Below are 22,532 nucleotides of genomic sequence, written 5' to 3'. Positions count from 1 at the left end.
CAAGATGTGTCACATTAAATTTTGCACATCTTGTTGGGCTTTAGCTCTGAGAAACTGGAAACCCCAATTAAGCTGAGGCTTTAGTTGGTGTCGCTTACGAGGCGTCCATTTGGAGTATCACTTTGCTTTGAAGAGTGTCTGAGTTGTCACCGTAATTACTGATAGTCAGTGAGTGTAATTTCTGGAAAAATGGTTTGCCAACAATTTCAGCTAAGCGTAGTATTGGTAACTGATGCTCTAAAATTTCTCGACTTTTGCTCCAATCAATATAGAGATAACCTTGGTTTGATTCAGGAATTTGGGCAATACTATCTTTAAAACTTTTATCATCGATCAGAGAGTTTTCCTTCCCTGCTAATGCTTGATCGATAGTTTCAACAGATGAGGCAAAAATTTCATAATTATCTACCGTTGTATGCACTCCACGAACTTTTGTCTCAATTGCAAAGTTTTGTGGTTTTGCACCTGTGGATAATTCAGTATTTGCTGTTAGCTGCGTCCAAGCATAAATTTTTTGTTCTCCGAGAAGAAAGGGATTGATGCTCAAATTATTAGCGCGAGCAATTTCATCCAAACGAGCAATCCCTTCAGAAGTAGATGGTGATTTTTCTGCAACAAAAATCCAGTCCGGCTCGATTTTTTCTTCCGAAGGTAACAAACAATAAGCAAATTCACCTGTTACCCAACTAAATATATCCTTCGATAAATTCAATCCCCAATTGTTGCTCAGATTTTCCAGGGGTTGAACTAATCTAGAAATTCTATTTTCTGGCGATGGGGAAAAAGCAAGCCGTGTTTGTTGCCAAAATTGAGCAATATTGGTGTGATTTAAATTACTTAGATCAGTGCCGGTAATGGCTAAACCTGCGGCTTTAGGGATATATTTTAATGCTGCAACAGGTTGAGATAATTGGGGTAAAGTTGCCGAAGTCTCTTTATTTGCAAGCAAACTAGTCTCTGCTATTAATTGTTGAGAATTAAAATTTAAAGAAATAATTTGACTATCATAGACAAAATTTTTTAGCTCTAAATCCTGCCAATTTGCAATTTGAGAAAGATTCAAAAAAGCCATAGCTGCTTTTTCATCAGATAATTTATTTAAAGCTTGATGATATTTTTTAGAACTCACTAGATTAACATTAGGAGCCTGAACATTATTAATTGCTTGACGCAAAATTTTTGGTGTATTGGAAAATAATACAAAGCGATCGCCAACTAGTGCTGTAGCCAAATTACTTTTTATTTCAGATTGAGAGTTTGTTTGTTTGGATTGATTTGGATCTCCGGTAGGATAAAATGAATCTGTCTGCAATTCATCATAAATTAGCTTTACACCTTGATATCGCTTTACCTTCAAGGTTGTACCTGCTAAAACCCGTTTAGAAAATAATATTTCTACAAATTCACGACTTTTTTCCGGCTCTTTAGTGCTTAAAACCATTAGATAACCCGGTTGTTTACCATTTTCGACCTCGCGATCCAGATCCGCAGTCATCACAGCAAGGGTAATTTCATCCCCTAACCAAGGTTCAACATCCTTTTTGAAACTTATATCAGTATTAGTAAATAAATTTTCTTCGATGATTGAGAATTCTCGATTACGCTTTACTGATTGTAAACGCTCCTTATTTAGTAATATTGACAACATAACTGGAGCTTGTTTTGAGACAAAAACTGCTGATATTGGTTGTTCTGGATTATTTTTTTCTATCTTTGGACTGGAAGGATTTGCACTCCCCAGGTAATTGCAACCACCACTAAAAATCAATAGCATTATCATAATGCTGGTTGCAATAAACTTAAATAACGGGCATTTAATCATAATTGCGACTCATAATTATTTGTATAGGAATTCAATAATTCTGTTCTGGCGATAATACTAAATAAATAGGAATTGATGACGATGGCTTTAGGATAAACAATAACGACTAAATAATGATGAAATAAACAGTAATTTCAATTTCGGTGTACTCTGATAGCTTACAAAATAAGACATTCAAATATCTAAATTCAAATATCTCAAAAAAATACAAATATTTACCCGTGGATAAATTAACATTTCCGAGTACCAATTCAAGAAATACGAAAAAATCGGTCAACACAAAACCGCTTCCCAATCAAAGAAAAGCGGCTTCCAGGTTAAATTAAAATTCTTAGGTATAATTTATAAAAATTAATTTACACCATAATACTTTAAGTATATAAGTAGACTAATAATTTAATGGGCAAAAATTAGTATTTGTTTACTTTTGCTGTCCTACTTCAAGGAAATTTTATCAAAAACTACATACCAAATTAACTTTATCTTCAGATGGTATAGTCAAATATACGTATTTAAAATTAAAGATTTGTTCAATTTTAGTTAACTTATTCATGCGTCTACCCATGCTAAAGCGAAGTTTTTCTGTCAATATGATAATTACTAAGATTGTTTACAAAACCTCATGTCTGGGAATTATTTTGTTCAACCTATTGGTCAAATTAGTGTAGAAGAACTGGCACAACGTCTTAAGACAGATACTCCTCACCTCCAACTCTTAGACGTCCGCGAGCCTCAAGAAGTCGAAATTGCTAGCATAGAGGGCTTTGTTAACCTCCCGTTAAGCAAACACGATAAGTGGGCACAACAAATCCACGAAAATTTGGATCCCCACGTGGAAACACTGGTTCTGTGTCATCATGGAATCCGTTCTGCTCATATGTGTCAATGGTTAATATCTCAAGGATTTACAGAGGTAAAAAATATCGTTGGCGGGATCGATGCATATTCTCAAAATATAGATCGTTCAATACCACAATATTGAAGTAATAATAATTTCTATTAATCTTGTTTTTGACGATTAACTGCCTGCTATCGACTTTAAAAATCCCAGCAGCGAGCATTATTTGCTATTTTTGAATCAATACTGAATAACTCTAGAGTAATAACTGCAATTTTTGCTACTCTTGAGAATAGAATGTATTTACAAGTTACTTTTCAGTTACTAAACATACAACCACAAAGCAAAAAACATGGAAAAATACGTAGGTAAATCGTTAATGAGGCTAATCAAACTAGAATTTTGGCGTAAATAACAATGTGTCATTTTTGGCGCATTAGCATGAAAAAGCAAGATTTTTGGTTGGAGTTCTCTAAGCACTAAATGTTCGCGGTCTTACGTATTTAATTAAATATTTATCAACCAAGACTTTTTCAATTTTCAAAAATTATTTCTTAATTCTCATCTTGTCATTTTTTTAAGATATCCAAATAAAAATTTGCTTTTGGTAAAATACACCCTATGGAAGTCCGGCTCAACGATAGACAACAACATATACTTTGGGCAACCATCCGTCACTATATTGCCACGGCAGAACCTGTAGGCTCCAAGACATTAGTTGAAGAGTTTGACTTAGGTGTAAGTTCAGCCACTATTCGTAATGTGATGGTGGTGCTGGAAAAATCTGGCTTGCTGTATCAACCGCATACATCTGCCGGACGTATACCTTCAGACTCTGGCTATCGCATTTATGTCGACCAATTGATGACTCCTTCTGAAAGCTCTGCAAAACAAATGGAGTTAGCTTTACAAAGAGGTTTGAAATGTGAAGATAGGAATTTAGAAATATTACTTGATGGTGCGGCTCAGATTTTAGCTACTCTGAGTGGATGCATAAGTTTAATTACCATGCCGAAAAATAATACCGCAATGTTGCGACATTTGCAACTGGTACAAATGGAAGCAGGACAAGTACTTTTGATTGTGGTTACTAATAGTTTGGAAACCCATTCTAAATTGATGGACTTACCGGCTTCAAAAGAAGGAAACCAAGCAGATGTAGAAGCAACAGATCGTGAGTTACAGATAGTTTCTAACTTTTTGAATGCTCATCTGCGGGGAAAAAGTTTATCAGAAATTGCTAATCTTGAATGGAGTGAATTAGACCGAGAATTCCAGCTTTATGGTGAATCTTTGAAAAAATCACTAATGCAGTTGGAACGTCATACTTCTCAGTCTGCTGCAACTCAAATAATGATAAAGGGAATGGCTTCTGTTTTACGCCAACCAGAGTTTGCTGAAATTAACCAAGTACAAACCATTGTTCAATTATTAGAAGAAGAACAAGACCAACTTTCACGTTTAATATTTGACGAACCAGATGTAGAGGAAATAGAGAATAAACCAAGGGTTACAGTTCGTATTGGTTCAGAAAATCCTCTTGAACCTATTCGTACCTGTACTTTGATTTCTTCAAATTATCGTCACGGTTCAATACCACTTGGTAGTGTAGGAATTTTAGGTCCCACACGCATGGATTATGAAGGTGCTATCGCAGTTGTTACTGCTGCTGCTGATTACCTTTCCGAAGCTTTGAGCTACATTAATTATTTCAAAAAAATAAAAAATTAATAATTTATCCCAAAAATATGTTTAGAGACGTAGATTTCTACGTCTCTAAATTTTTACAGTTTTCTCTGCTTGACACTCCCGTGAATTATTGGATAAACCAAGCGTTTTACTCGCAGTTTAAAGAGTCAGGAGAGTGTCAAAAGGTTAGTAGACTGAGAACAATACTACAAATTTCTCTGCTGATTATATGCCCAGAAAAGTTGCATTTTGGTTGGTTTGGATTGGATTGATTGTTTATGCTTTTTTTCTCGCCCCTCCGGACAGCCCTAATACATTCAAATTAATCGAGAATCTCTCAACCGGACATTGGCAAGGAATTAATCCTTTAATTGTTACTTTATTCAATGTTATGGGCATTTTACCCATGATATACGGTTGTTTTATGTTCATCGATGGTATTAACCAGAAAATACCGGCTTGGCTATTCGTAAGTGCTTCATTTGCAGTGGGTGCTTTTGCTTTGTTACCTTATTTAGCTTTGCGTTCGCCAATTAGTGGTATTTCTCAAGCCCCAAATCAAAAAATTTCCTACCAAAACAATGCTTTGGTTAAAATTTGTGATTCTCACATTACTGGTGTTGTTTTAACTCTTGCCGTAGTAAGTTTGATGACTTACGGTTTTAGCACAGGGGAATGGAGTGACTTTTTCCAACAATGGAAAAGTAGCCGCTTTATCCATGTGATGAGCTTAGATTTTTGTGTGCTGTCCTTATCAGTTGGTGCACTCTTAGGAGATGATATGGCATGTAGAGGAATTAAAAAATCCTGGATATTTTGGCTGACAACATTAGTACCATTATTTGGTCCCCTAATTTATCTTTGCTGGCGTCCATCACTGCGAACAAATCATACAAAAGTAGTAGAAATTACCTTGCAAGGAAAAACAAACTAATAACCCAAAACCAAAAACCCAAAATCTTAATACTCAATATCAAGAATATTCGCGGAGCATTTGTTCGAGTTCTTCACTATGCTCTGCTTCTTCTGTAACCATATTACGAGCAAACTCTTCGAGGTAAATATTGGAGTCCTTAACAGCATCAAGCAAATTTTGATACAAAGATATCGCTTGTCGCTCAAACTCGTGACTTGCTTGCAAAATATCTTTTATGTTCATGCTTTCTGCTTGAGTGACAGGTGAGATTTGTGGTTGATTATAACCATTGATTTTCACTAAAACATCTCCTACTTTCTGGGAATGCTCTAACGACTCTTTTGCTTGCTCCTTGAGAAAATCTACGATATCTGACTTCTCATTATCTACAAGTGCAGCAAAATTCGTGTATCTAATTGCTCCTGATAACTCAAATTCGAAGATAGTTTGTAAGAGATTAATTGCATTATTTGATTCGAATTCTTTCATTTTTGGTGATTCCCTAATTTTTAATAGAACATCCATTTTCACACACAATAAATTTGGCTTCCTTACTTATGTAAAAGCCAGATTCAAACTATCTGCAATAAACTATGAAAGTACTACAAGCATTATCTTTGACAAGCTAATCACACAGAATTCGTTGTTTATCTTTCACAGAATAACAAACTGTTTTAACTTTTGGTATCTCCTTTTGGACATTCTTTATGATTATAGTTCGCAAAGTCAATTTTTAGAGTGACGTTTTTCCTAGATAATTTTATTAAAATTATCCGAAGGTAAAGTAATGTTTAATATTACATTTATTCTTGTGTTTAAGAATGGATTAAGAATAGTTTAAATTGTATTTTTTTGTCGTTTAGACAACATCATATGCTGTGATATCACTGCGATTCACAACATAGTTAATAATTTTATTTTTAGTATTTAAGACAAGCCTAATATTTTCTATGAACTTACGTGTTCTTAAGAAGTGTTTTCAAGTATGTAGCTGATACTATATTTTTCTATGTAATTTAATATTAGGTATTGAAAATTATTTGTTTATTTATTCGTGCAATGAGTTTATTTTAAAAGCTGGGTTGTTTTTGAGAATTAATATTAACAGTGATAGTAATAATATGAACATATAAATTACTAACAGTCAATAAAAAAATAATTTTTCAATAAAAAATTATTTTTACTCCAGCTTATACTTAAGATAAGAATCGATTTATTTTTGAACGCTGGCTTGTTTTTGAGAATTAATACTCACTGTCGTAGTAATGCTACGAAAATATAAACTACCAACAGTTAATAAGAATGTTAAGTATCCCACAGCTTGAACAACATAGAGATTTTGTCTATAACCAAACAAAGCTTTGAGAATCACGCCAGGAAATTGATTATCGGGCAAGATATCACTAGTGTTCCATACCATAGGACCTAAAATACAAGAATGAATTGGGGCGGATTCTTGGTAGTAAAAACAAAGACTCTGGGATGCATTATTAGCCAATGCAATAGTAGCGATCGCAGCATCAAATTTTCTTAGGGCTGAAATAACTAAGCCAGCAACAATTAATACTAAGAAAACCCCCATAAATTGGAAAAACTGTCGAATATTTATCTTGATACCCCATTTAAATAAAAGTGCTCCGACAATTACAGCACCTACAAGACCTGCGAGTGCGCCAATAGTTGCAACTACTCCTTGTTGGAAATTAGCAGCAATAAATAGTACCGTTTCAACACCTTCGCGAATGACTGCGATCGCAATTAAACTGAAAATTCCCCAGCCAGCATAAGCATTGTGCTCGAGGGCACTATTAACAGCTCCTTCTACTTGAGCTTTCATTTTTTTCGCTTGCTGACTCATCCAAATAAGCATCCAGCTGAGCATAATAATTGCCAATAGGCAAAATACTCCTTCCATTAATGGTTTGACAACTGATGCATATTGGGGATTTATTTGTTCTGCAGCTTGAATGATTCCAGCAAATAGGAAACCAATTAGAACGCTAACGATAATTCCAAAGCCCACACCGGAGTATACCCAAGTATTAAGATCCGATTTTTTGGCTTTGTTGAGTAAAGCCAGCACAATTCCCACAACCAGAGCGGCTTCGACGCCTTCCCTGAGGGTAATTACAAAGGTAGGTAAGGCAGCACTAAAATCCATGGCAATTTTAATAATTATTAATACTCTTCAAGTTTATTTTAAAAAATATTTTGTCCTCAAACAGGATTACCATTATTAGAGTTTGTTTTGCTGTACTTACGCCTCATTACATTGTCTGTACTGATTTGTGCGTAGCCCTATATCAGCAGCGGAGGTTATGCAAAAAGTCGAATTAGTGCCGTTGGAGATAATTGGGAGGTATTGAAAAATCAATATAAATTAAGCCAAATGCAAATAATAATTTACTCAAATTTCTTTTATGGCAAAAATAAAAGTTATGATGAAGCAAACAAGGCACTTTCAACTCAATTGTTATTTTTATTCTTGTCTGTCTTTAATTAAAGATAATAAACAAATCGGTTTAGAGGGAATTGTTCAGAGTATTCCTCAATTTTGGAATAGATTTGCTGGATATGAGAGTAAAGAGAAGCTAATGTATTTACTTTCTCGCTATGCAGGAAAAGCAGATTTAGATACCCTTGCAATTTCTGCTAAGAAGGAGCAAGAAATATTGGAAAGGGCAGAAAAAGTTATCAGCACATGTACTCAAACCCTAGATTTTCAGGATACTTTCCAAATCTTTTTCTTTCCCACCTCCTCAAATTTCACACTGGATTATATGAAAGGTATATCTGGTTTTGCGAGTTTCAAAAATACCTTTCTGATTTTTGTCCATCCTCAGTCAGATTTATCATTGCTGGAAGCAACAATTGCCCACGAGTACAATCACGCTATCATTTTAAACAAGATAAGGTGGTTAACTCTCGGCGAAGGAATTGTAGCTGAAGGTTTAGCTGAAAACTTCAGAGAAGATGTAATAGGGGGAGATGATACTCCCTGGATTAAAAGTTTAAATAAAAATGAATCTAGGTACTGGTTCAAAAAAATAGAACCATATCTGAAAGAGCAAAATCGACAGCGATACAGAGATATATTCACCAACTCTGAAAGTGAATATCCTCACTGGGGAGGTTACGTTATAGGTTACTGGTTAGTTAAACAATACTTAGAATTAAATCCTCATATAACTTGGGAACAAGTCATGGATAAAAGTATGGGGGAAATTATTGAGAAGTCTATGTTTGGCTTAAATTTGGATATAAAAATGCCCGTATTTTAGAAATAAAAAATACGGGATTTAACTCAAAATATGTCAAATGAGATAGCTTAGCATCAGAATTATCTATTGCTTGCTATGTCTCACATGATTACGCTTAAAACAAAATATTTTCCAAGAATTTGCTCTGATTACAGTCTCAAAATGACTTGGAATAGACTTTATCAACCAAAATCACGTAGCATTTTCTTAAGTTCGAGATTGTGTAATTCTTCTTGCCCAATCATAGTTCGAGCAAATTCTTCTAAATATATGCTTGCATCTTCAACTGTATCTAATAACTTTTTGTACATTGTCAAAGCATTCTTTTCATGGGCCAAACTTTCTGAAAGAATATCTTTGACTGAATGCTTAGAAGTTTCTTCCATTGAGGCAATTTTGAGGCTGGGATGACCTTCTAAGCCTGTAATTAACTCTCCTACCTGTTGTGCATGAAGCAAAGATTCATTTGCCTGGGCTTTAAAAAAATCTACGATAGGAATTCGATTGGGACCGGTTACCATTAAGGAATAATGAGTATAACGAACTACTCCCGCCAATTCAAATTCCATAATGGCATTTAGTAGTTCAATAGTTTGTTTTTGGTCTAATTCTCGCATCAGCTTTTAATTACCCTTTGAAGTGAAAACTGAAGAGTTTGATCTCGGAAACCAGACTTTGGCGGCTATAAACCACACAGTATCTTGACACCTTAACTCCAAGCTTATTCAACGTTTATTTTGCTAATTTTAAACCCTTCTTAAACTATTCGCTTTCAAGAGTAACTAAAATAATTTTTATTGTCGATGCTAAGTATTATTTTTAACTACTGATTATACTTTGAACATTTTGTTCGATGTTTTTAACCAGTTTGTTAACTTCATCAGGTGATTTAACTGGCTTCTCTGGAGCAATAGCAGTAGGCCAAGCTTTAATAAGATCTGTCATTGCTGTTTTAATTTCTTTATTCGCTTGGGGATTATTTTTAGTCATTTGTTCGGCGATACCATCGTACAATTCCTGGGCATAGAGAACAAAACCTCGAGAATCTTGATACTCAATATCTTCAACGATTTTGTCCTTGGCGATCGCTGCTCCATATTCGGAATTTGCTGTATCTAGCAAACCATTTATTGTCTGTAAAATAAATGCTGGATTTTTGCGTTTGTCTTCTGGTAATACCGCGATCGCATCGTCTATTGCTTTCATAGAAGAAGCAAAATTAGTCGCAATTTCAGGGTCGCTAGGTTTTAATTTGACTAAATTGTGTAAATCATCAAGCCCCGTCTTAAATTCTTTTACTTGGCGTTTTTCTAAATCCTCTTCTATATCGGCATATATTTCTTCAACAGGATGTCCGATATGAGGCTCGGCTTGTTTGGGTTTATTGAGATCCAGCAATTCTTTCCCAACTATCATATGACCTTTCATCAGACCCAATTTGGTCATATAGTCAATATCTCGTGCTTCCTCATTTTTTGCTGTTTCCAAAACTGGAGTTTCAGAATTAATATTCGGTGTCGGTGAATTATTAGCTGCTTGATTACCAAAGTTACAAGAACTCAAACCAACAACAGCAAAAGCCACAATAGCCAAAAAAACATAACGGATTTTAATCATTTTTCCTTCAAATACTATTTTTGATGGTCATACTTCGAAGTAGTAAAAATTAGCGCTAGCCCTGGTTTGACAAACTGTCGTATTTTAAAGACGCATATTATTAATCTCATGAGATTTATTATCAAATATGATAAATTCTGTATTTAATAATTTTATTTATAAAAAGTAGAATTTATTAGTAATTAGTAGCAAATAATAGCTAAATTGTTTTCGAACTTAGATTGGATTGATTTTGAGGTAAAACTTCAAATTCACCCATGCAACCATGTTCAGCAATCAAATCTTGATGGGGGTGGAACATATATTTGCCGGTGTATTCATAGCTAAATTCCAAGATATGTCTCTGTGCAGTTCCCATAGTAATAACATCAGTTTCATGGGTAGGTTTCAAAGTCATTCCTGTGGGGTAAACCTGAAAAAAATTAGCATGGAGGTGAAAGGTTGCTGCAACATCAAATTCAATCATATTCAAAACATATAACCGCACCAACTGATTCTGATAAATCCGAATTGGATACCTTGAGTAATATTCTGGATAACCATTGAAAGCATATAGTTCGTTGCGATCGTCATCATTGATGTCATAGCCACCCATAACCAATACCATCTCATCGGCTGGAGGTCTCGGTTGGGGAGGGTCGATGATAAACATTCCATACAAACCCTTACTAATATGGCGAGTTACTGGTTCGATATGACAGTGATAAAGTTGAACACCATAAGGTTCGGCATCAAATTCATAAATTGTACTTTTCCCATTAGTTACTGGACGAACGCCATCCGCAGTTGCCGGATGAGTACCATGAAAATGCATTGAATGGGAATGTCCGCCTTTATTTTCAAAAATAATTCGGATGTGATCGCCTTGTTTAGCTCTCAGGGTCGGACCTGGTATGCGATTATTGAAAGTCCATGCATTAAAACTAACAACGTTATTGAGTTCAATTAGAGAATTTGTTGCAGTAACTTTAAATTCTCGAACTGTTCGACCATTTTCTTGTTTGAGAGTTCCATAATCAAAATCCCGCAGTAAATGCATGGGTTCAAACAGATTGTTAGCTACACTTGCGTCAATTGGCGGTACTCTTACTGGTAAGGAAGCACGATCATTTACAAATTTCCATAATCCCGCACTCATCGTTACGGCAGAACCCACAAGTCCCATCTTTAAAAGCTTACGACGCGTCCAGAGTTTCTCTTGACCCAGGACAAAATTTTTGGACATGGCATTGGCATAATCTCTTATTAGCTTATTTTATTAGTTGTTTTTATTAATAAATTTTTCTAACAAATGTAAACCATAAGGAATATTATTATTGTATTTGATAATACTTGTCAATTGTTGTTGAGATAAAATTTTAACAAGCAAACAAAACACATAAATTAAGCGTTTGCCAATATCATTCATGTTCGTCTTCAAATAAAAAATAAAAATGGGCACACTAAATATGCCGATTAAGGTAAATCTTTGACTACAAAATTTACGACTATAAAAATTATGAGCTTGTAAAAATTCAGATGTTTTTCAAGTTTTATTTTTAGGCTTTACTTTCAAGTAGGTATTGAATTTTTTCTGGTGATAATTCTTGGATGTTACTTAAAACTGTTGACGCTCCCGCATCAATCAATGTTTGAATGTAAGCTTCCCTTGTAGCTGCAGTTTCTTGAGTATGAGGTGGAAGAATGCCAACAGCAATCCAAGTCTGTTGGGGAAATAAAGATTTTGCTTTGTTTACAGTATGCATATCAGCGACCGTATCCCCTACATAAAATATTGGGCTTGCAAGCTCATTCGCTTTCAACCCTAAGGATTCTATCGTCTTAAAAAGTCCAGTGGGATCTGGTTTCCCAGGTGCATCCTCCATTGCAACTAATGTTGGCGATCGCAAACCTAGACGTTGTTCTAATACATAACTAGCAGAAGCCCGTGTCGCACCACTAAAAAATCCCCATGAGATCCCAGCATCTGTCAAATTGTCCCAATACTTAAGCTCCACCAGCAAAGGCTCATGGCAAATATAACCACTCCAGTTATCGGGATCTTCTCCTCGGTAGCGTGACTGAAAAAACTCAACAATATTATCGTAATTAAGTTTTAATTCATTTCTTGAATTACCTTCAGATTCAAAGAAACGATAAATCAATTCTTGGGATGCTTCCCAGTCATTATTCCACAGACCTTCAGACTTTAATCGATCAATATCGTGTGGTGTTGGACGATAACTTCCATCAGTAAAATGCTCTACCGTATCAGCCAGTGCACGCCTATAGGAGCCCCCCACATCGCGAATCACGCCGTCAATATCAAACACTGCGACCGCAAGAGGTGAATTTTCGTTTGTCATATCCGATAATAATCTGAAAGCAATGAATAAAAATAATTGTGCAATTTATCTAATACAATTTGCAATTATCGACGTTTTTATTCAGCAAATTTTAATTCTATATCTACGGTAAGTTATTTTTGTGCAATAATTTTTGTGCAACATAGTGTTTGTCACGTTAAAATAGTCAATCGCTGTTAATGTAACCCGGATACTCCCCGGAGGTGTGCTTGTCCAAGTTTATTTTGAAAATACTTTGGTTAGATGAAAATGTCGCTTTGGCGGTAGATCAAGTTGTTGGTAAAGGTACTAGTCCTTTGACCAAATACTATTTTTGGCCCAGAAGCGATGCTTGGGAAGAGTTAAAACAAGAGTTAGAGTCAAAACACTGGATTACTGAACTTGATCGCGTCGAGTTACTCAACCAAGCAACAGCAGTAATTAATTACTGGCAAGAAGAAGGTAGAAGACGTCCAATGAATGAAGCACAGGCTAAATTTCCGGAAGTCGCCTTTACTGGTAGTAACTAAATTTGTCCTATTAAATCCTTTTGCTCTTTTTCTTTTCCAGAGCTTAGTTCTGTTTTTTAAGACATTTTTTATTTTTCAACCGTCTGTGTATAACTTTAAATGTTATGCTACAGACGGTTTTAAATTGTTTGAACTTAAAATTATTTGAACTTGAAATTGTCTGAGTTTAAAATTATCTGAACTTGAAACCGTCTGAACTTGAAACTGTCCTAACTTAAAACTGTCCTAACTTAAAACTGTCCTAACTTAAAACTTTTTTGGTTTCACATTACCTTTATTAATCTCCAACAACGAAAATTAATACCTGTAACCAATAATTAATTTTATTCATTGATTTTATAATTACATGTACTTTTAGTTTTATTTGGCAACTACGGGCAACACTAAACAATCCATAAGTAGGGCTAAAAATCATATCTAGTTAAGACCCATTAGTGTTTTTTTTCTAAAAGTGTTGTATTTTTTTATCAACATTAATTTATAAGTCCGCATTGAAAATCTCAGGGTACTTATAAACAACGTGCTGATGTAGTAATGGAGTTTAGAATTAATTCTTGTTTTCTCTTTCTTAATTCCTTTTTATAAATATATTTCCAGAATCAATATTTCCAGAATCATATTTTCCAGTATCCCATTGTAATCAATTTTTAGATTGACTAATAATTCCTTGCCTGCTCTGTCTACCGTGTGATAATAACAATACACGATACAGCATTAAAACATTTAGACTTAAATTGGGGCAATAATAACCTTGTCCCGAAAGAAAATCCCCTCAAAACTTCATAGGAGAACAGATGAATCAAATCATTGTAATGGTCTTAATTCTCATGGGTTATGCCTTGAGTTCAACCAAAATGATTAATGAAGGGAATGAGGCTTTGGTAGAACGCTTTGGAAAATATCGTCGAAAACTAAAGCCGGGAATAAACTTCATTTTTCCTCTACTCGATCAAATTGTCATGGAGGACACTGTCAGAGAGCAGGTTTTAGACATTAAACCCCAAAATGTGATTACCAGAGACAACGTCTATTTAGAAGTAGATGGAGTTGTTTTTTGGAAGATCATAGATATGGAAAAAAGTTTCTACAAAATCGATGATATTCAAACAGCTCTGACAAACTTAGTAACAGTGGAATTCCGGGCGAGCATTGCTGAACGTACTTTGGAAGAAACAATTGCTTCCCGTAATGAGATGAACCAAGCCCTATTAGAAATACTTAATGGTACATCTAGGGACTGGGGGGTAGAGATTATCAGGGTAGATATTCAGGATATTAAACCTCCACAGAGCGTACAAGAATCAATGGCAGAGCAAAACGCAGCTGAGATGAAAAAACGGGCTGTGATTGCTGAAGCTGAAGGGGAGCGTCAAGCGGCTATTAAAAAAGCAGAAGCTACTAGAACCTCTATGCAAATTATTGCTGAAGCTTTACGTAGCAATCCAGACACCAAAGACATTCTTCGTTACCTTGTAGCTCAAGATTACGTAGATGCAAGTCAAAAACTCAGTGAGAGTAAAAATGCCAAGATTGTGTTTATGGATCCCATAAAATCAGGTGAGGTCTACAATCAAATTATTACTGAAGAAGTAGTAGAAGAAAGTCTCCATGGAGAATCTGAAAATGGTAATGGTGCTGCTTAATTAAGCGAAAAAATAACCTCAATCTATGTTCGCGTTCTCATCAGTGCGTCGGCGACCAAGGATACCTCACGCATCTGTTGAACATCATGAACTCGTAAAATATCGGCACCTTGAAAAATTGCCGCACAACATGCCGCAGCTGTTCCCCAGACTCGTGCCTTCGGGTCTGGTTGATTTAAAATTTTCCCAATGAAGCTTTTACGAGATGCTCCAATTAAAATCGGACAGTTAAGTTTTTCAAATAAAGGCAGTTTATGGAAAATTTCTATATTTTGCTCGTAATTTTTAGCAAAGCCAATTCCGGGATCGATGATAATTTTTGATGGCTCAATACCAATTTTAATCGCGAATGTAACTTGTTTCTCTAAAAAATTATAGACTTCTTGCAGTAAATTCTGGTAATTTGTCAGCTTTTGCATTGTGGTAGGATTACCACGAATATGCATTAATATGATCGGTACTTGGGCTTGAGCAACTAAAGGTAACATTTCTGGATCGAAGGTACCACCAGAAATATCGTTGATTATATCCGCTCCAGCTTCAATTGCTGCTTTAGCGACTGCGGCTCTGGTGGTATCAACTGAAATTGGTAAATTTACTTCTTGACGTACAGCTTCTAGGGTACTTAGTACCCGATCAAGTTCCTCAGAAAGGGAAATTTGTTCTGCTCCAGGTCTAGTTGATTGACCCCCAATATCGATGATGTCAGCTCCTTCTGCAACTAGGTGATGGGCTTGGGCTAGAGCTGCAATCGGTTGATTGAATTCACCTCCGTCACTAAAACTATCGGGCGTGACATTTAGTACGCCCATTATATAAGTTTGCTTACCCCAGACAAAGCAGCGATCACGAACGACTAGTTTTTTTAGATTTTGCTTTTGGTATGGCATTTATTCAGGAATCAGGAGTCAGGACAGAACACGCTCTAACGAGCGTTAGCGTTCGCCGCAGGCGCGGTCTAGCGGGGCGTAAGCACAGCAGGAGTCAGGAGTTAGGATTGAGTTCTGTTCGCAAATCTGCAGAGCGTTACTACAGCAATTAATTAACACGAAAATATACTTCACAAAAATCGAGATCGTTGAGGGATTAATTAACGAAACGAAAAAGAAGACAAGGAAGAAACTAAGAGTTTCTCCATCTTCTCTATCTTCTTGCTTCCTTCTATAATTTCTTCACCTCAAAAGGAGATTAACATCCAAAGCTTATAGTTTTTTGTGTTGCTTGGGAGTTTAGATTTTACTCATCAGTTATTCATAATTCACAATTCGAGCAAAGCTTTTTGCTTCCAGAGAAGCACCACCAACCAAAGCCCCATCAATTTCTGGTTGGGCCATGATATCATCAACATTGCCCGGCTTAACAGAACCACCGTACTGAATTGGTGTCTTAGGGTTATTTAGTTGACTGCGAATTAAACCAATAACTCGGTTAGCTTCAGTTGCTTCACAAGTATCGCCAGTACCGATAGCCCAAATGGGCTCATAAGCGATCACTAAATTTTCTTGGTCAATACCTACTAAGTCTTTTTCTAATTGGGAAGCAATTAGTGCCTCTGTTTCTCCCACATCTCGTTGTTGTTTAGTTTCACCAACGCATAGAATTGGAGTTAAGCCATATTTTTGGGCAGCTTTGAGGCGTAGGTTAACGGTGGCGTCAGTTTCTCCGAAATGTTGTCGTCGCTCGCTATGACCAACAATAACGTAGCGCACTCCAGTTTCTTTTAGCATTGGTCCGGAAATTTCACCCGTATATGCACCCTCTTCTTCCCAATGGATGTTTTGTGCCCCCAAATTGACGCGAGAGCCATGTAAATTCTTTGATAAGACACTTAAATCAGTAAAAGGTACACATAGTACTACTTCTCTATCTTGGGGGGTTTCCTCCAAGCAGGGCAGAAATCCTTGTAAAAATTCCTTGGACTCTACCTGGGTTTTGAACATTTTCCAGTTGCCAGCAATAACAATTTTTCGCACAGGTGATTTAGTCAAGACTCATTAGCTACACAATGCATTTTTAGTTTATGACTTTTTTGAGCCATTAGTCATTGATTACGAGTAATTAGTAACTGTTAGTTGCTAATTGATAGTCAGTAATGAATTTACACAGATACGGAAAACAGCAATGGGAAATGACAAAAATCACTACGATGGAAAGAGGAGCCAATCTAAAATCTAAATCTGAATATATTCATCTAAAATATAAAGTAAAATTGGTATGACTTCGAGATTACCTTCACCCGAACCACAGGACAGCAATTCTTCCCATGGCAATAAAAACATGCCAAATTGGGATGAAGAATTAGAAAGTGCTATTTTTAACTTTGAAGAAATTCAATCGGAACTTAATTACAAACAAGCCAAGAAAGCCCTACAAAGTTTAGTTACAAACCTGGATCTAACTTCCCAGGAAAAACAGGGGTTAGAAAATGAAATTTCTGAATTAGAAACCATGCTCGATAAACTGGAAAGCATGGTGGTACAAATTGCGGCTTTTGGTATGGTTGGAAGGGGTAAGTCTTCTCTTCTTAATGCTTTGGTGGGTGAGGAAGTATTTGAAACAGGTCCATTGCATGGTGTTACTCAGACTGCACAACGAGTTAATTGGTCGTTAACAGAAGAAACCATTGGCAGCAATGAAAGGGCTTTGCGAGCGACTTTTCCTGCAAATGATAAATCTGGAGCGCAGGTGGAATTAATTGACACTCCAGGATTAGATGAGGTTGATGGAGAGACCCGTACTGCTTTAGCAGAAAAAATAGCTAAACAAGCCGATCTAATCTTATTTGTTGTTTCTGGTGACATAACAAAATTAGAATACATTGCTCTTGCTCAGCTAAGAGAAGCAGGTAAACCTATTTTGTTAGTTTTGAACAAAGTAGATCAATATCCCAAAACTGATCGTTTAGCCATTTACCAGAAAATTCGTAATGAAAGGGTCAAAGAATTATTATCCCCAGATGACATCGTTATGACATCTGCATCGCCGCTAGTAAAAACTATCACTCGTAATGCAGATGGTACTAAAGGTATAAGATTGGCTCGGGGTAAAGCGAAAATCGGTGAATTAAAACTGAAAATATTAGAAATTCTTCAACGTGAAGGTAAGGCTCTAGTAGCACTCAACACAATGGTTTATGCAGATAACATCAACGAGCAATTACTGGAGCGTAAACTAAGCATTAGGGATGAATGTGCCGAAGAACTGATTTGGAAAGCCACAATGACTAAGGCTATTGCCATAGCACTCAATCCTCTGACAGTTATTGATATTCTTAGTGGTGCTGTAATTGATATTTTTATGATTCTTGGGTTGTCTAAGCTTTATGGCATTCCTATGACTGAAACAGGAGCAGTTAAATTATTACAAAAAATCGCCCTCAGTATGGGTGGTATCAGTGCTAGTGAATTACTTGCCAATTTAGGATTAAGTTCTTTAAAAACTTTACTTGGTATATCTGCACCTGCTACAGGAGGTATTTCTTTGGGTCCCTATGTATCAGTAGCGTTAACACAAGCAGGAGTAGCTGGCGTTTCTTCCTATGGTTTGGGACAGGTGACCAAAGCCTACTTAGCAAATGGAGCCACCTGGGGACCCGATGGACCGAAAGCCGTAATCAATAAAATCCTAGGAACCTTAGATGAACATTCAATTCTCAACCAGATTAAAGAGGAGTTACAACTAAAGTTTGTTGCAAGAAGCTAAAAATAAAAAGTGGGAGCGAACAACCCCACCGAATAGGTGATGGGGCTTATGTAATAATAGGCAACTGTCGCAAACTAATTAGTTAATAACAATCCCTCTTCATTATTTACTCTTAAATGAGTTAAGCCATTCTTGAACTTGTTGAGCAGCGATGTCGCGACCTCCCAAACCAAAGGCTAAAGCCAAAGCTACTGCAAGTGCACCAAGTAGTAAACCAAAGGCTAGTTGAACAATGTTTGGAGCAACGCCAATTTGTTGCAATGCCATTGCCGATACCAGAGCAATAATAGCAATTCTTGCGATCTGACCTAATACTCTTGCTTGAGGATTGCCAGAACTAGTGATAATGCTAAAGGCTAGGTTAGCTAGGAATAGACCTATTGCAAATACAACTAAACCAGACAAAATCTGGCCGAAAATCACCAAAATACCTTGTACTAAGGTTGTCAGTGCAGGAATTTGCAGAATATTGAGTGCAGCTACCGTCGCAAACAGCATAATACCTACTTGGACGATAACACCTAAAACTTCCGAAGGTGTGCGAGTTGTTACTGCAGGAGCAGTTTCACCCTCTGAGGTAGCTTCAGTTCTTCTTGTGGGTGTTGGTAGACCTAAAATGCTAAATATATTGTTGAAACCCACACTTGTGAGAATACTGGTCACCAATTCGGAAATAAACCGACCCAAAAAGTAGGAAATTAGTAAAATTGCCGTAGCTGTGAAGATTAATGGTAGAGCATTGAGGACTTGTTGCAACATTGCGATCGCCGGTACGGAAATCGCTTGAATTTGTAAAGTACTCAGTGCAGAAATTGCTACGGGGATCAAAATTAGGACATAGACGATTGTACCGACAATACTTGATAAAGATTGTCTTCCAGAAGCTGGACTTAAGCCAAAGCGACTTCCCAGATTATCTGCGCCTGTTGTTGATAGCAAGTTAGTAACAATTCGTCGCACTATGTTTGCAGCAAACCAACCCACAGTTCCAATAATTACTGCTCCCAAAATATTTGGTAGCAAAGTCAGGATCTCGGTAATTAAAGTCTGTACTGGTAGTAGTGCTTGTTGTAATCCTAAAGTATCTAGTACTGGCGTGAGGAATAACAAAAAAATCAACCAGTACAAAGAGCTACCAATTGTCTCACTGAGAGATAACTGATTTAAGCTAGGTGCAGATTCAGAATCTTGTGGTTGTGCGTTTAATTTCTCGTCTAATCTAAATGCATTTAGTGCTCTTACTGCAAGCATTTTGACTAGAGTCGCCACTACCCAGGCTACCCCCAAAAGAATACCCGCCCCAATTAACTTAGGTAAGAAATCACCAATTTGAATTAGAAAAGCATTTAGTGGTTGAGAAGCAACCTTTAGTTGGAGCTTATCTAAAACGGCTACTACCGTTATGAGCAAGATAATCCAGAAAACTAAACCAGATACAAAGCTTTCTACTTCGGGTACGTCATCGCGACCAGTTAAACCAGCAGCAATTCGATTATCTAAGTTAGTTCGCTTGAGAATTCCCTGAACTATTGCTTTAGCCAGGATTGCAATTAGCCAACCAACCACTAAGATTGCAACGGCTCCAAGCAAACTTGGTACTATTTCAATAACTTGCCCAAAAGATTTGTTAACGGCATCCTGAATTCCATCTGCCTGGGAAACAGGAGAAATAGGCACTTGTGCCAAATATCTCTCTGTCTTGGTAGACAAACCCATTGCCATCACTTGCGTTATATTTTGCCAAATTGTAATCATCTTTTTCCATTAATAAACTTAAGTGTTATGGCAAAACGATACATGAGATGCTGACGGAGTAGATTGCTATATTCAATCCAACACCCCGATAACTTCGCCAATGTTTCGCACTTTAATTTACCAGTAAAATCCCACAATTAATCAATTACAAGAGTGATTTTTACTTTTTTACTCACTGTTGCTCTTTTTCGGCAATATGATTATGAGTTTGCATACAGCAAAAACTCATGGTATCAAGAGATACCATGAACTGACAATGAGCCTGTTGAATTTAGTTATTACTACTGTATTTGAGTAAAACTTATATTTTTAAAGCAAAAAATCCAAGATAATGGACTTAAAATGACGAACTCAAAACAAAAAATTAGTAGGGAGTCAGTACTGGGATTGTTTGATACAGCCTAGTCTATATGCAAGACTATCATCAATTCGCTCAAGGGGACGATTAATGAAAAGATAGATTAATTATGAAAAGATAAAATTAAGATTTTAAAGTCACTAGTATAATATGCAAATTTTTGAACAATCAATTCAAATAAATGCTGCAACCACGGTAGTTGAAGAGTGCATTACCAATTTACAACTGATGCATCGTTGGCTTAATCCTGTTTTGTACTGTAAGCCTGTTGGTGAATGGAGTACTGATATTGGTTCTGAAAGTTTATTTATCATTCAAATTCCTTTTTTAAAACCTACTTTGAATAGCGTAGTAGTTGAAAGGGGAGCAGGTCTGGTGGTTTGGGAATTTGAAGGTTTTTTTCGAGGTCGCGATCGCTGGGAGTGTAGACCAAACTCAACAGGAACACATTTAACTAATCGTTTTGAATTTAATATCCCTAATGTTTTGGTTGATTGGGGATTTAAAACTTTTGCTGCACGGTGGACAAAATCTGACATGGAAAGTCAACTCTACCGCCTTAAACAAGTAGCAGAATCCTTACAAAGAGGCTAAATAGCCCACAAAGTATAAAATAAAACTTAACATACGAGGTGTTAGTTTCAAAACTAAACAATATTCATTACCAATTACCTTCTCCCACTCCATCAATTATCAATATTTTTATGAAGCTGAGAAAGTAAAGAACGAATTGTTGAGACATCTTCAGAGTTGGGTTCTATTTCCAAATAAGTTTCCAAATCTCTGATCGCTTGTGGAAAGTAACCAAGCTGAAACAGTAGTAAACCACGATCTCTTAGTTCAATATGAGCATCTGGAAATAACAATAACTTCCGCTCTACTGCACCTAAGGCTTTTTCTATCTCTTGTTGATGAACGTAGATAATTTTTAAATTATCTAGTATTCTTGCCAGAAACTGTTTTTTAGTAACTGCTGCTAAATACTCTGGCTTGAAAACGATATTTTTTTGATAAATTTGGTTAAGTCTATCTTGACAATCCTGTGTGAATATAACTTCACCATGATTAAAAGTATCGACGAAGATTTCCATTTCTTCAATTTCAGGGCGAATCAAGAAATGACCTGGCATCCCAACTCCAACCATGGGAAAATTAATTCTACGGGCAATCTCCAGGTAAATTAAAGACAAAGAAATAGGAATTCCAAGTCGACGTTGTATAACTTTATTTAAGAAACTATTTTGGGTATCATAATAGTCACTGTTATTTCCATTAAAACCCAAATCATCGTAAAGATATTGGTTAATATTTTGAATAATTATCAATGGGTATTTACTTGCAGGTAATCGTTTAGATAATTCCTGTGCCATCCCATCTAGACTTTGGATATAGACTTCTGGATCGATTTCTGGATATTCTTCTTGAGCTATATACAAAGATGCTCTGGCTAAGTCTATATCTTCGTCAGGCTTTTGAGTCTCCTGATAAAATTTTTGCCGCACTGACGATAAATTCATAAGCAAATAGTAAGTTTATTTTATGGATGATATTATTTTAATAATTGCAAATTCTTGATTGCCTGATTTTATATTATAGATATTTGTTTATTTAGGTAATAAAGTTTCAGCAAAGATTAATTACGACTTGTATACCCCTAAAAAGTATAATTTTTATTAAATTTTAAGCTAATCATATATCTAATTATATATATTTTTATACCACTACTAATTAAAGATATTTTTGTTTGCAAAATAATTTATAAAAAGCAAGGAAACTTTAAATAATATTGATTATGTTTATGCTAGATTTTTATATTTTATTTTCAATACATGAATAATATATTTTAGTGTCAGTTATTAGTAAAATAATTAAAAATATTCAGGTAAAAATATTAATTATATCTTTATAAAGAAATACATAGTCTCTTTATTAAAAATTTTAATAAACAATATATTCATCGCGTATTTTGTATTTTTGTGTAGCTTTGACAGTTATTATAGTAATTATATTCTTATCCATTATCTAGAAATGCATATTGGGAAAAATCTGTATTCTTTCATTGTTTCAATTGTTATCAC

At 35.8% G+C, this 22,532-nt stretch carries 20 protein-coding genes; 9 read left to right on the top strand and 11 right to left on the bottom strand.

Annotated features, from left to right (window positions below):
• Positions 1 to 94: 94 nt before the first annotated feature.
• Complete coding sequence (locus tag QNJ50_RS05780; RefSeq protein WP_300633097.1) at positions 95 to 1,774, bottom strand: DUF3352 domain-containing protein; 1,680 nt, start codon at positions 1,772 to 1,774, stop codon at positions 95 to 97.
• Positions 1,775 to 2,444: 670 nt separating this feature from the next.
• On the opposite strand from QNJ50_RS05780, the gene QNJ50_RS05775 reads away from it, so the two are divergent.
• From QNJ50_RS05775 to QNJ50_RS05765, 3 genes are all read left to right on the top strand, one after another.
• Positions 2,445 to 2,804 (top strand): rhodanese-like domain-containing protein, encoded by a 360-nt coding sequence (locus QNJ50_RS05775; protein ID WP_300633095.1) that lies wholly within the window; start codon positions 2,445 to 2,447, stop codon positions 2,802 to 2,804.
• 477 nt (positions 2,805 to 3,281) lie between these two features.
• A complete protein-coding gene (gene hrcA / locus QNJ50_RS05770) occupies positions 3,282 to 4,391 on the top strand; it encodes a heat-inducible transcriptional repressor HrcA (RefSeq protein ID WP_300633093.1) in 1,110 nt (369 codons plus the stop codon).
• A 187-nt stretch (positions 4,392 to 4,578) separates the two neighbouring features.
• Positions 4,579 to 5,283: a DUF2834 domain-containing protein gene (locus QNJ50_RS05765; protein ID WP_300633091.1), complete on the top strand. Its 705-nt coding sequence runs from the start codon at positions 4,579 to 4,581 to the stop codon at positions 5,281 to 5,283.
• A 39-nt stretch (positions 5,284 to 5,322) separates the two neighbouring features.
• On the opposite strand, the gene QNJ50_RS05760 is transcribed toward QNJ50_RS05765, so the two are convergent.
• Positions 5,323 to 5,754, bottom strand: a complete 432-nt coding sequence (locus QNJ50_RS05760) for a ferritin-like domain-containing protein (protein ID WP_300633090.1) — start codon at positions 5,752 to 5,754, stop codon at positions 5,323 to 5,325.
• A gap of 724 nt (positions 5,755 to 6,478) precedes the next feature.
• Positions 6,479 to 7,426 carry an FTR1 family protein gene (locus QNJ50_RS05755; RefSeq protein ID WP_300633088.1) on the bottom strand — a complete coding sequence of 316 codons (948 nt, stop codon included), beginning with the start codon at positions 7,424 to 7,426 and terminating at the stop codon, positions 6,479 to 6,481.
• A 259-nt stretch (positions 7,427 to 7,685) separates the two neighbouring features.
• Here QNJ50_RS05755 and QNJ50_RS05750 point away from each other — a divergent pair, with 259 nt between their 5' ends.
• A complete protein-coding gene (locus QNJ50_RS05750) occupies positions 7,686 to 8,546 on the top strand; it encodes a DUF2268 domain-containing putative Zn-dependent protease (protein ID WP_300633086.1) in 861 nt (286 codons plus the stop codon).
• A gap of 161 nt (positions 8,547 to 8,707) precedes the next feature.
• Here QNJ50_RS05750 and QNJ50_RS05745 read toward each other — a convergent pair whose 3' ends face one another.
• The 4 genes from QNJ50_RS05745 to QNJ50_RS05730 all read right to left on the bottom strand — a co-directional run bounded on the left by QNJ50_RS05745 (position 8,708) and on the right by QNJ50_RS05730 (position 12,487).
• Positions 8,708 to 9,142 carry a ferritin-like domain-containing protein gene (locus QNJ50_RS05745; protein ID WP_027840296.1) on the bottom strand — a complete coding sequence of 145 codons (435 nt, stop codon included), beginning with the start codon at positions 9,140 to 9,142 and terminating at the stop codon, positions 8,708 to 8,710.
• 202 nt (positions 9,143 to 9,344) lie between these two features.
• The gene (locus QNJ50_RS05740) at positions 9,345 to 10,142 is read right to left on the bottom strand and encodes a hypothetical protein (protein ID WP_300633083.1); all 798 of its coding nucleotides are present in this window, start codon (positions 10,140 to 10,142) and stop codon (positions 9,345 to 9,347) included.
• Between the two features lie 199 nt (positions 10,143 to 10,341).
• On the bottom strand, positions 10,342 to 11,367 hold the full coding sequence (locus QNJ50_RS05735) for a multicopper oxidase domain-containing protein (protein WP_300633081.1): 1,026 nt from the start codon (positions 11,365 to 11,367) through the stop codon (positions 10,342 to 10,344).
• A gap of 313 nt (positions 11,368 to 11,680) precedes the next feature.
• On the bottom strand, positions 11,681 to 12,487 hold the full coding sequence (locus tag QNJ50_RS05730) for a TIGR01548 family HAD-type hydrolase (protein WP_300633079.1): 807 nt from the start codon (positions 12,485 to 12,487) through the stop codon (positions 11,681 to 11,683).
• 203 nt (positions 12,488 to 12,690) lie between these two features.
• Here QNJ50_RS05730 and QNJ50_RS05725 point away from each other — a divergent pair, with 203 nt between their 5' ends.
• Positions 12,691 to 12,996 (top strand): 30S ribosomal protein PSRP-3, encoded by a 306-nt coding sequence (locus QNJ50_RS05725; protein WP_268768240.1) that lies wholly within the window; start codon positions 12,691 to 12,693, stop codon positions 12,994 to 12,996.
• 794 nt (positions 12,997 to 13,790) lie between these two features.
• Positions 13,791 to 14,639, top strand: coding sequence for an SPFH domain-containing protein (locus QNJ50_RS05720; RefSeq protein ID WP_300633075.1), 849 nt, complete (start codon positions 13,791 to 13,793; stop codon positions 14,637 to 14,639).
• Between the two features lie 23 nt (positions 14,640 to 14,662).
• On the opposite strand, the gene folP is transcribed toward QNJ50_RS05720, so the two are convergent.
• Complete coding sequence (gene folP / locus QNJ50_RS05715; protein ID WP_300633073.1) at positions 14,663 to 15,529, bottom strand: dihydropteroate synthase; 867 nt, start codon at positions 15,527 to 15,529, stop codon at positions 14,663 to 14,665.
• Here folP and QNJ50_RS05710 point away from each other — a divergent pair.
• Positions 15,523 to 15,681: a hypothetical protein gene (locus QNJ50_RS05710; protein WP_300633072.1), complete on the top strand. Its 159-nt coding sequence runs from the start codon at positions 15,523 to 15,525 to the stop codon at positions 15,679 to 15,681. The genes folP and QNJ50_RS05710 overlap by 7 nt on opposite strands.
• Positions 15,682 to 15,886: 205 nt before the next feature.
• Here QNJ50_RS05710 and tpiA read toward each other — a convergent pair whose 3' ends face one another.
• The gene (tpiA, locus tag QNJ50_RS05705; RefSeq protein ID WP_300633213.1) at positions 15,887 to 16,612 is read right to left on the bottom strand and encodes a triose-phosphate isomerase; all 726 of its coding nucleotides are present in this window, start codon (positions 16,610 to 16,612) and stop codon (positions 15,887 to 15,889) included.
• A 241-nt stretch (positions 16,613 to 16,853) separates the two neighbouring features.
• Between tpiA and QNJ50_RS05700 the strand changes: the two genes are divergently transcribed.
• Entirely contained in the window at positions 16,854 to 18,341 is a 1,488-nt protein-coding gene (locus QNJ50_RS05700; protein WP_300633071.1) for a DUF697 domain-containing protein, read from the top strand.
• A 102-nt stretch (positions 18,342 to 18,443) separates the two neighbouring features.
• Here QNJ50_RS05700 and QNJ50_RS05695 read toward each other — a convergent pair whose 3' ends face one another.
• Positions 18,444 to 20,096, bottom strand: a complete 1,653-nt coding sequence (locus QNJ50_RS05695; RefSeq protein ID WP_300633070.1) for a mechanosensitive ion channel — start codon at positions 20,094 to 20,096, stop codon at positions 18,444 to 18,446.
• Between the two features lie 508 nt (positions 20,097 to 20,604).
• On the opposite strand from QNJ50_RS05695, the gene QNJ50_RS05690 reads away from it, so the two are divergent.
• Positions 20,605 to 21,048, top strand: coding sequence for an SRPBCC family protein (locus QNJ50_RS05690; protein WP_300633068.1), 444 nt, complete (start codon positions 20,605 to 20,607; stop codon positions 21,046 to 21,048).
• A 92-nt stretch (positions 21,049 to 21,140) separates the two neighbouring features.
• Here QNJ50_RS05690 and QNJ50_RS05685 read toward each other — a convergent pair whose 3' ends face one another.
• Positions 21,141 to 21,971 (bottom strand): tetratricopeptide repeat protein, encoded by an 831-nt coding sequence (locus tag QNJ50_RS05685; protein WP_300633066.1) that lies wholly within the window; start codon positions 21,969 to 21,971, stop codon positions 21,141 to 21,143.
• Positions 21,972 to 22,532 lie beyond the last annotated feature (561 nt).

Source organism: Mastigocoleus sp. MO_188.B34 (assembly GCF_030065675.1).
Classification (GTDB): Bacteria; Cyanobacteriota; Cyanobacteriia; order Cyanobacteriales; family Nostocaceae; genus Mastigocoleus.
This window is presented reverse-complemented; position numbering and strand designations above follow the sequence as displayed.

Bases quoted from the DNA above. Each gene is read 5' to 3' on its own strand.
- QNJ50_RS05780 (WP_300633097.1), bottom strand. From the start codon at position 1,774: ATGCTATTGATTTTTAGTGGTGGTTGCAATTACCTGGGGAGTGCAAAT.
- QNJ50_RS05775 (WP_300633095.1), top strand. From the start codon at position 2,445: ATGTCTGGGAATTATTTTGTTCAACCTATTGGTCAAATTAGTGTAGAA.
- hrcA (WP_300633093.1), top strand. From the start codon at position 3,282: ATGGAAGTCCGGCTCAACGATAGACAACAACATATACTTTGGGCAACC.
- QNJ50_RS05765 (WP_300633091.1), top strand. From the start codon at position 4,579: ATGCCCAGAAAAGTTGCATTTTGGTTGGTTTGGATTGGATTGATTGTT.
- QNJ50_RS05760 (WP_300633090.1), bottom strand. From the start codon at position 5,754: ATGAAAGAATTCGAATCAAATAATGCAATTAATCTCTTACAAACTATC.
- QNJ50_RS05755 (WP_300633088.1), bottom strand. From the start codon at position 7,426: ATGGATTTTAGTGCTGCCTTACCTACCTTTGTAATTACCCTCAGGGAA.
- QNJ50_RS05750 (WP_300633086.1), top strand. From the start codon at position 7,686: ATGGCAAAAATAAAAGTTATGATGAAGCAAACAAGGCACTTTCAACTC.
- QNJ50_RS05745 (WP_027840296.1), bottom strand. From the start codon at position 9,142: ATGCGAGAATTAGACCAAAAACAAACTATTGAACTACTAAATGCCATT.
- QNJ50_RS05740 (WP_300633083.1), bottom strand. From the start codon at position 10,142: ATGATTAAAATCCGTTATGTTTTTTTGGCTATTGTGGCTTTTGCTGTT.
- QNJ50_RS05735 (WP_300633081.1), bottom strand. From the start codon at position 11,367: ATGTCCAAAAATTTTGTCCTGGGTCAAGAGAAACTCTGGACGCGTCGT.
- QNJ50_RS05730 (WP_300633079.1), bottom strand. From the start codon at position 12,487: ATGACAAACGAAAATTCACCTCTTGCGGTCGCAGTGTTTGATATTGAC.
- QNJ50_RS05720 (WP_300633075.1), top strand. From the start codon at position 13,791: ATGAATCAAATCATTGTAATGGTCTTAATTCTCATGGGTTATGCCTTG.
- QNJ50_RS05710 (WP_300633072.1), top strand. From the start codon at position 15,523: ATGGCATTTATTCAGGAATCAGGAGTCAGGACAGAACACGCTCTAACG.
- folP (WP_300633073.1), bottom strand. From the start codon at position 15,529: ATGCCATACCAAAAGCAAAATCTAAAAAAACTAGTCGTTCGTGATCGC.
- QNJ50_RS05700 (WP_300633071.1), top strand. From the start codon at position 16,854: ATGACTTCGAGATTACCTTCACCCGAACCACAGGACAGCAATTCTTCC.
- QNJ50_RS05695 (WP_300633070.1), bottom strand. From the start codon at position 20,096: ATGATTACAATTTGGCAAAATATAACGCAAGTGATGGCAATGGGTTTG.
- QNJ50_RS05690 (WP_300633068.1), top strand. From the start codon at position 20,605: ATGCAAATTTTTGAACAATCAATTCAAATAAATGCTGCAACCACGGTA.
- QNJ50_RS05685 (WP_300633066.1), bottom strand. From the start codon at position 21,971: ATGAATTTATCGTCAGTGCGGCAAAAATTTTATCAGGAGACTCAAAAG.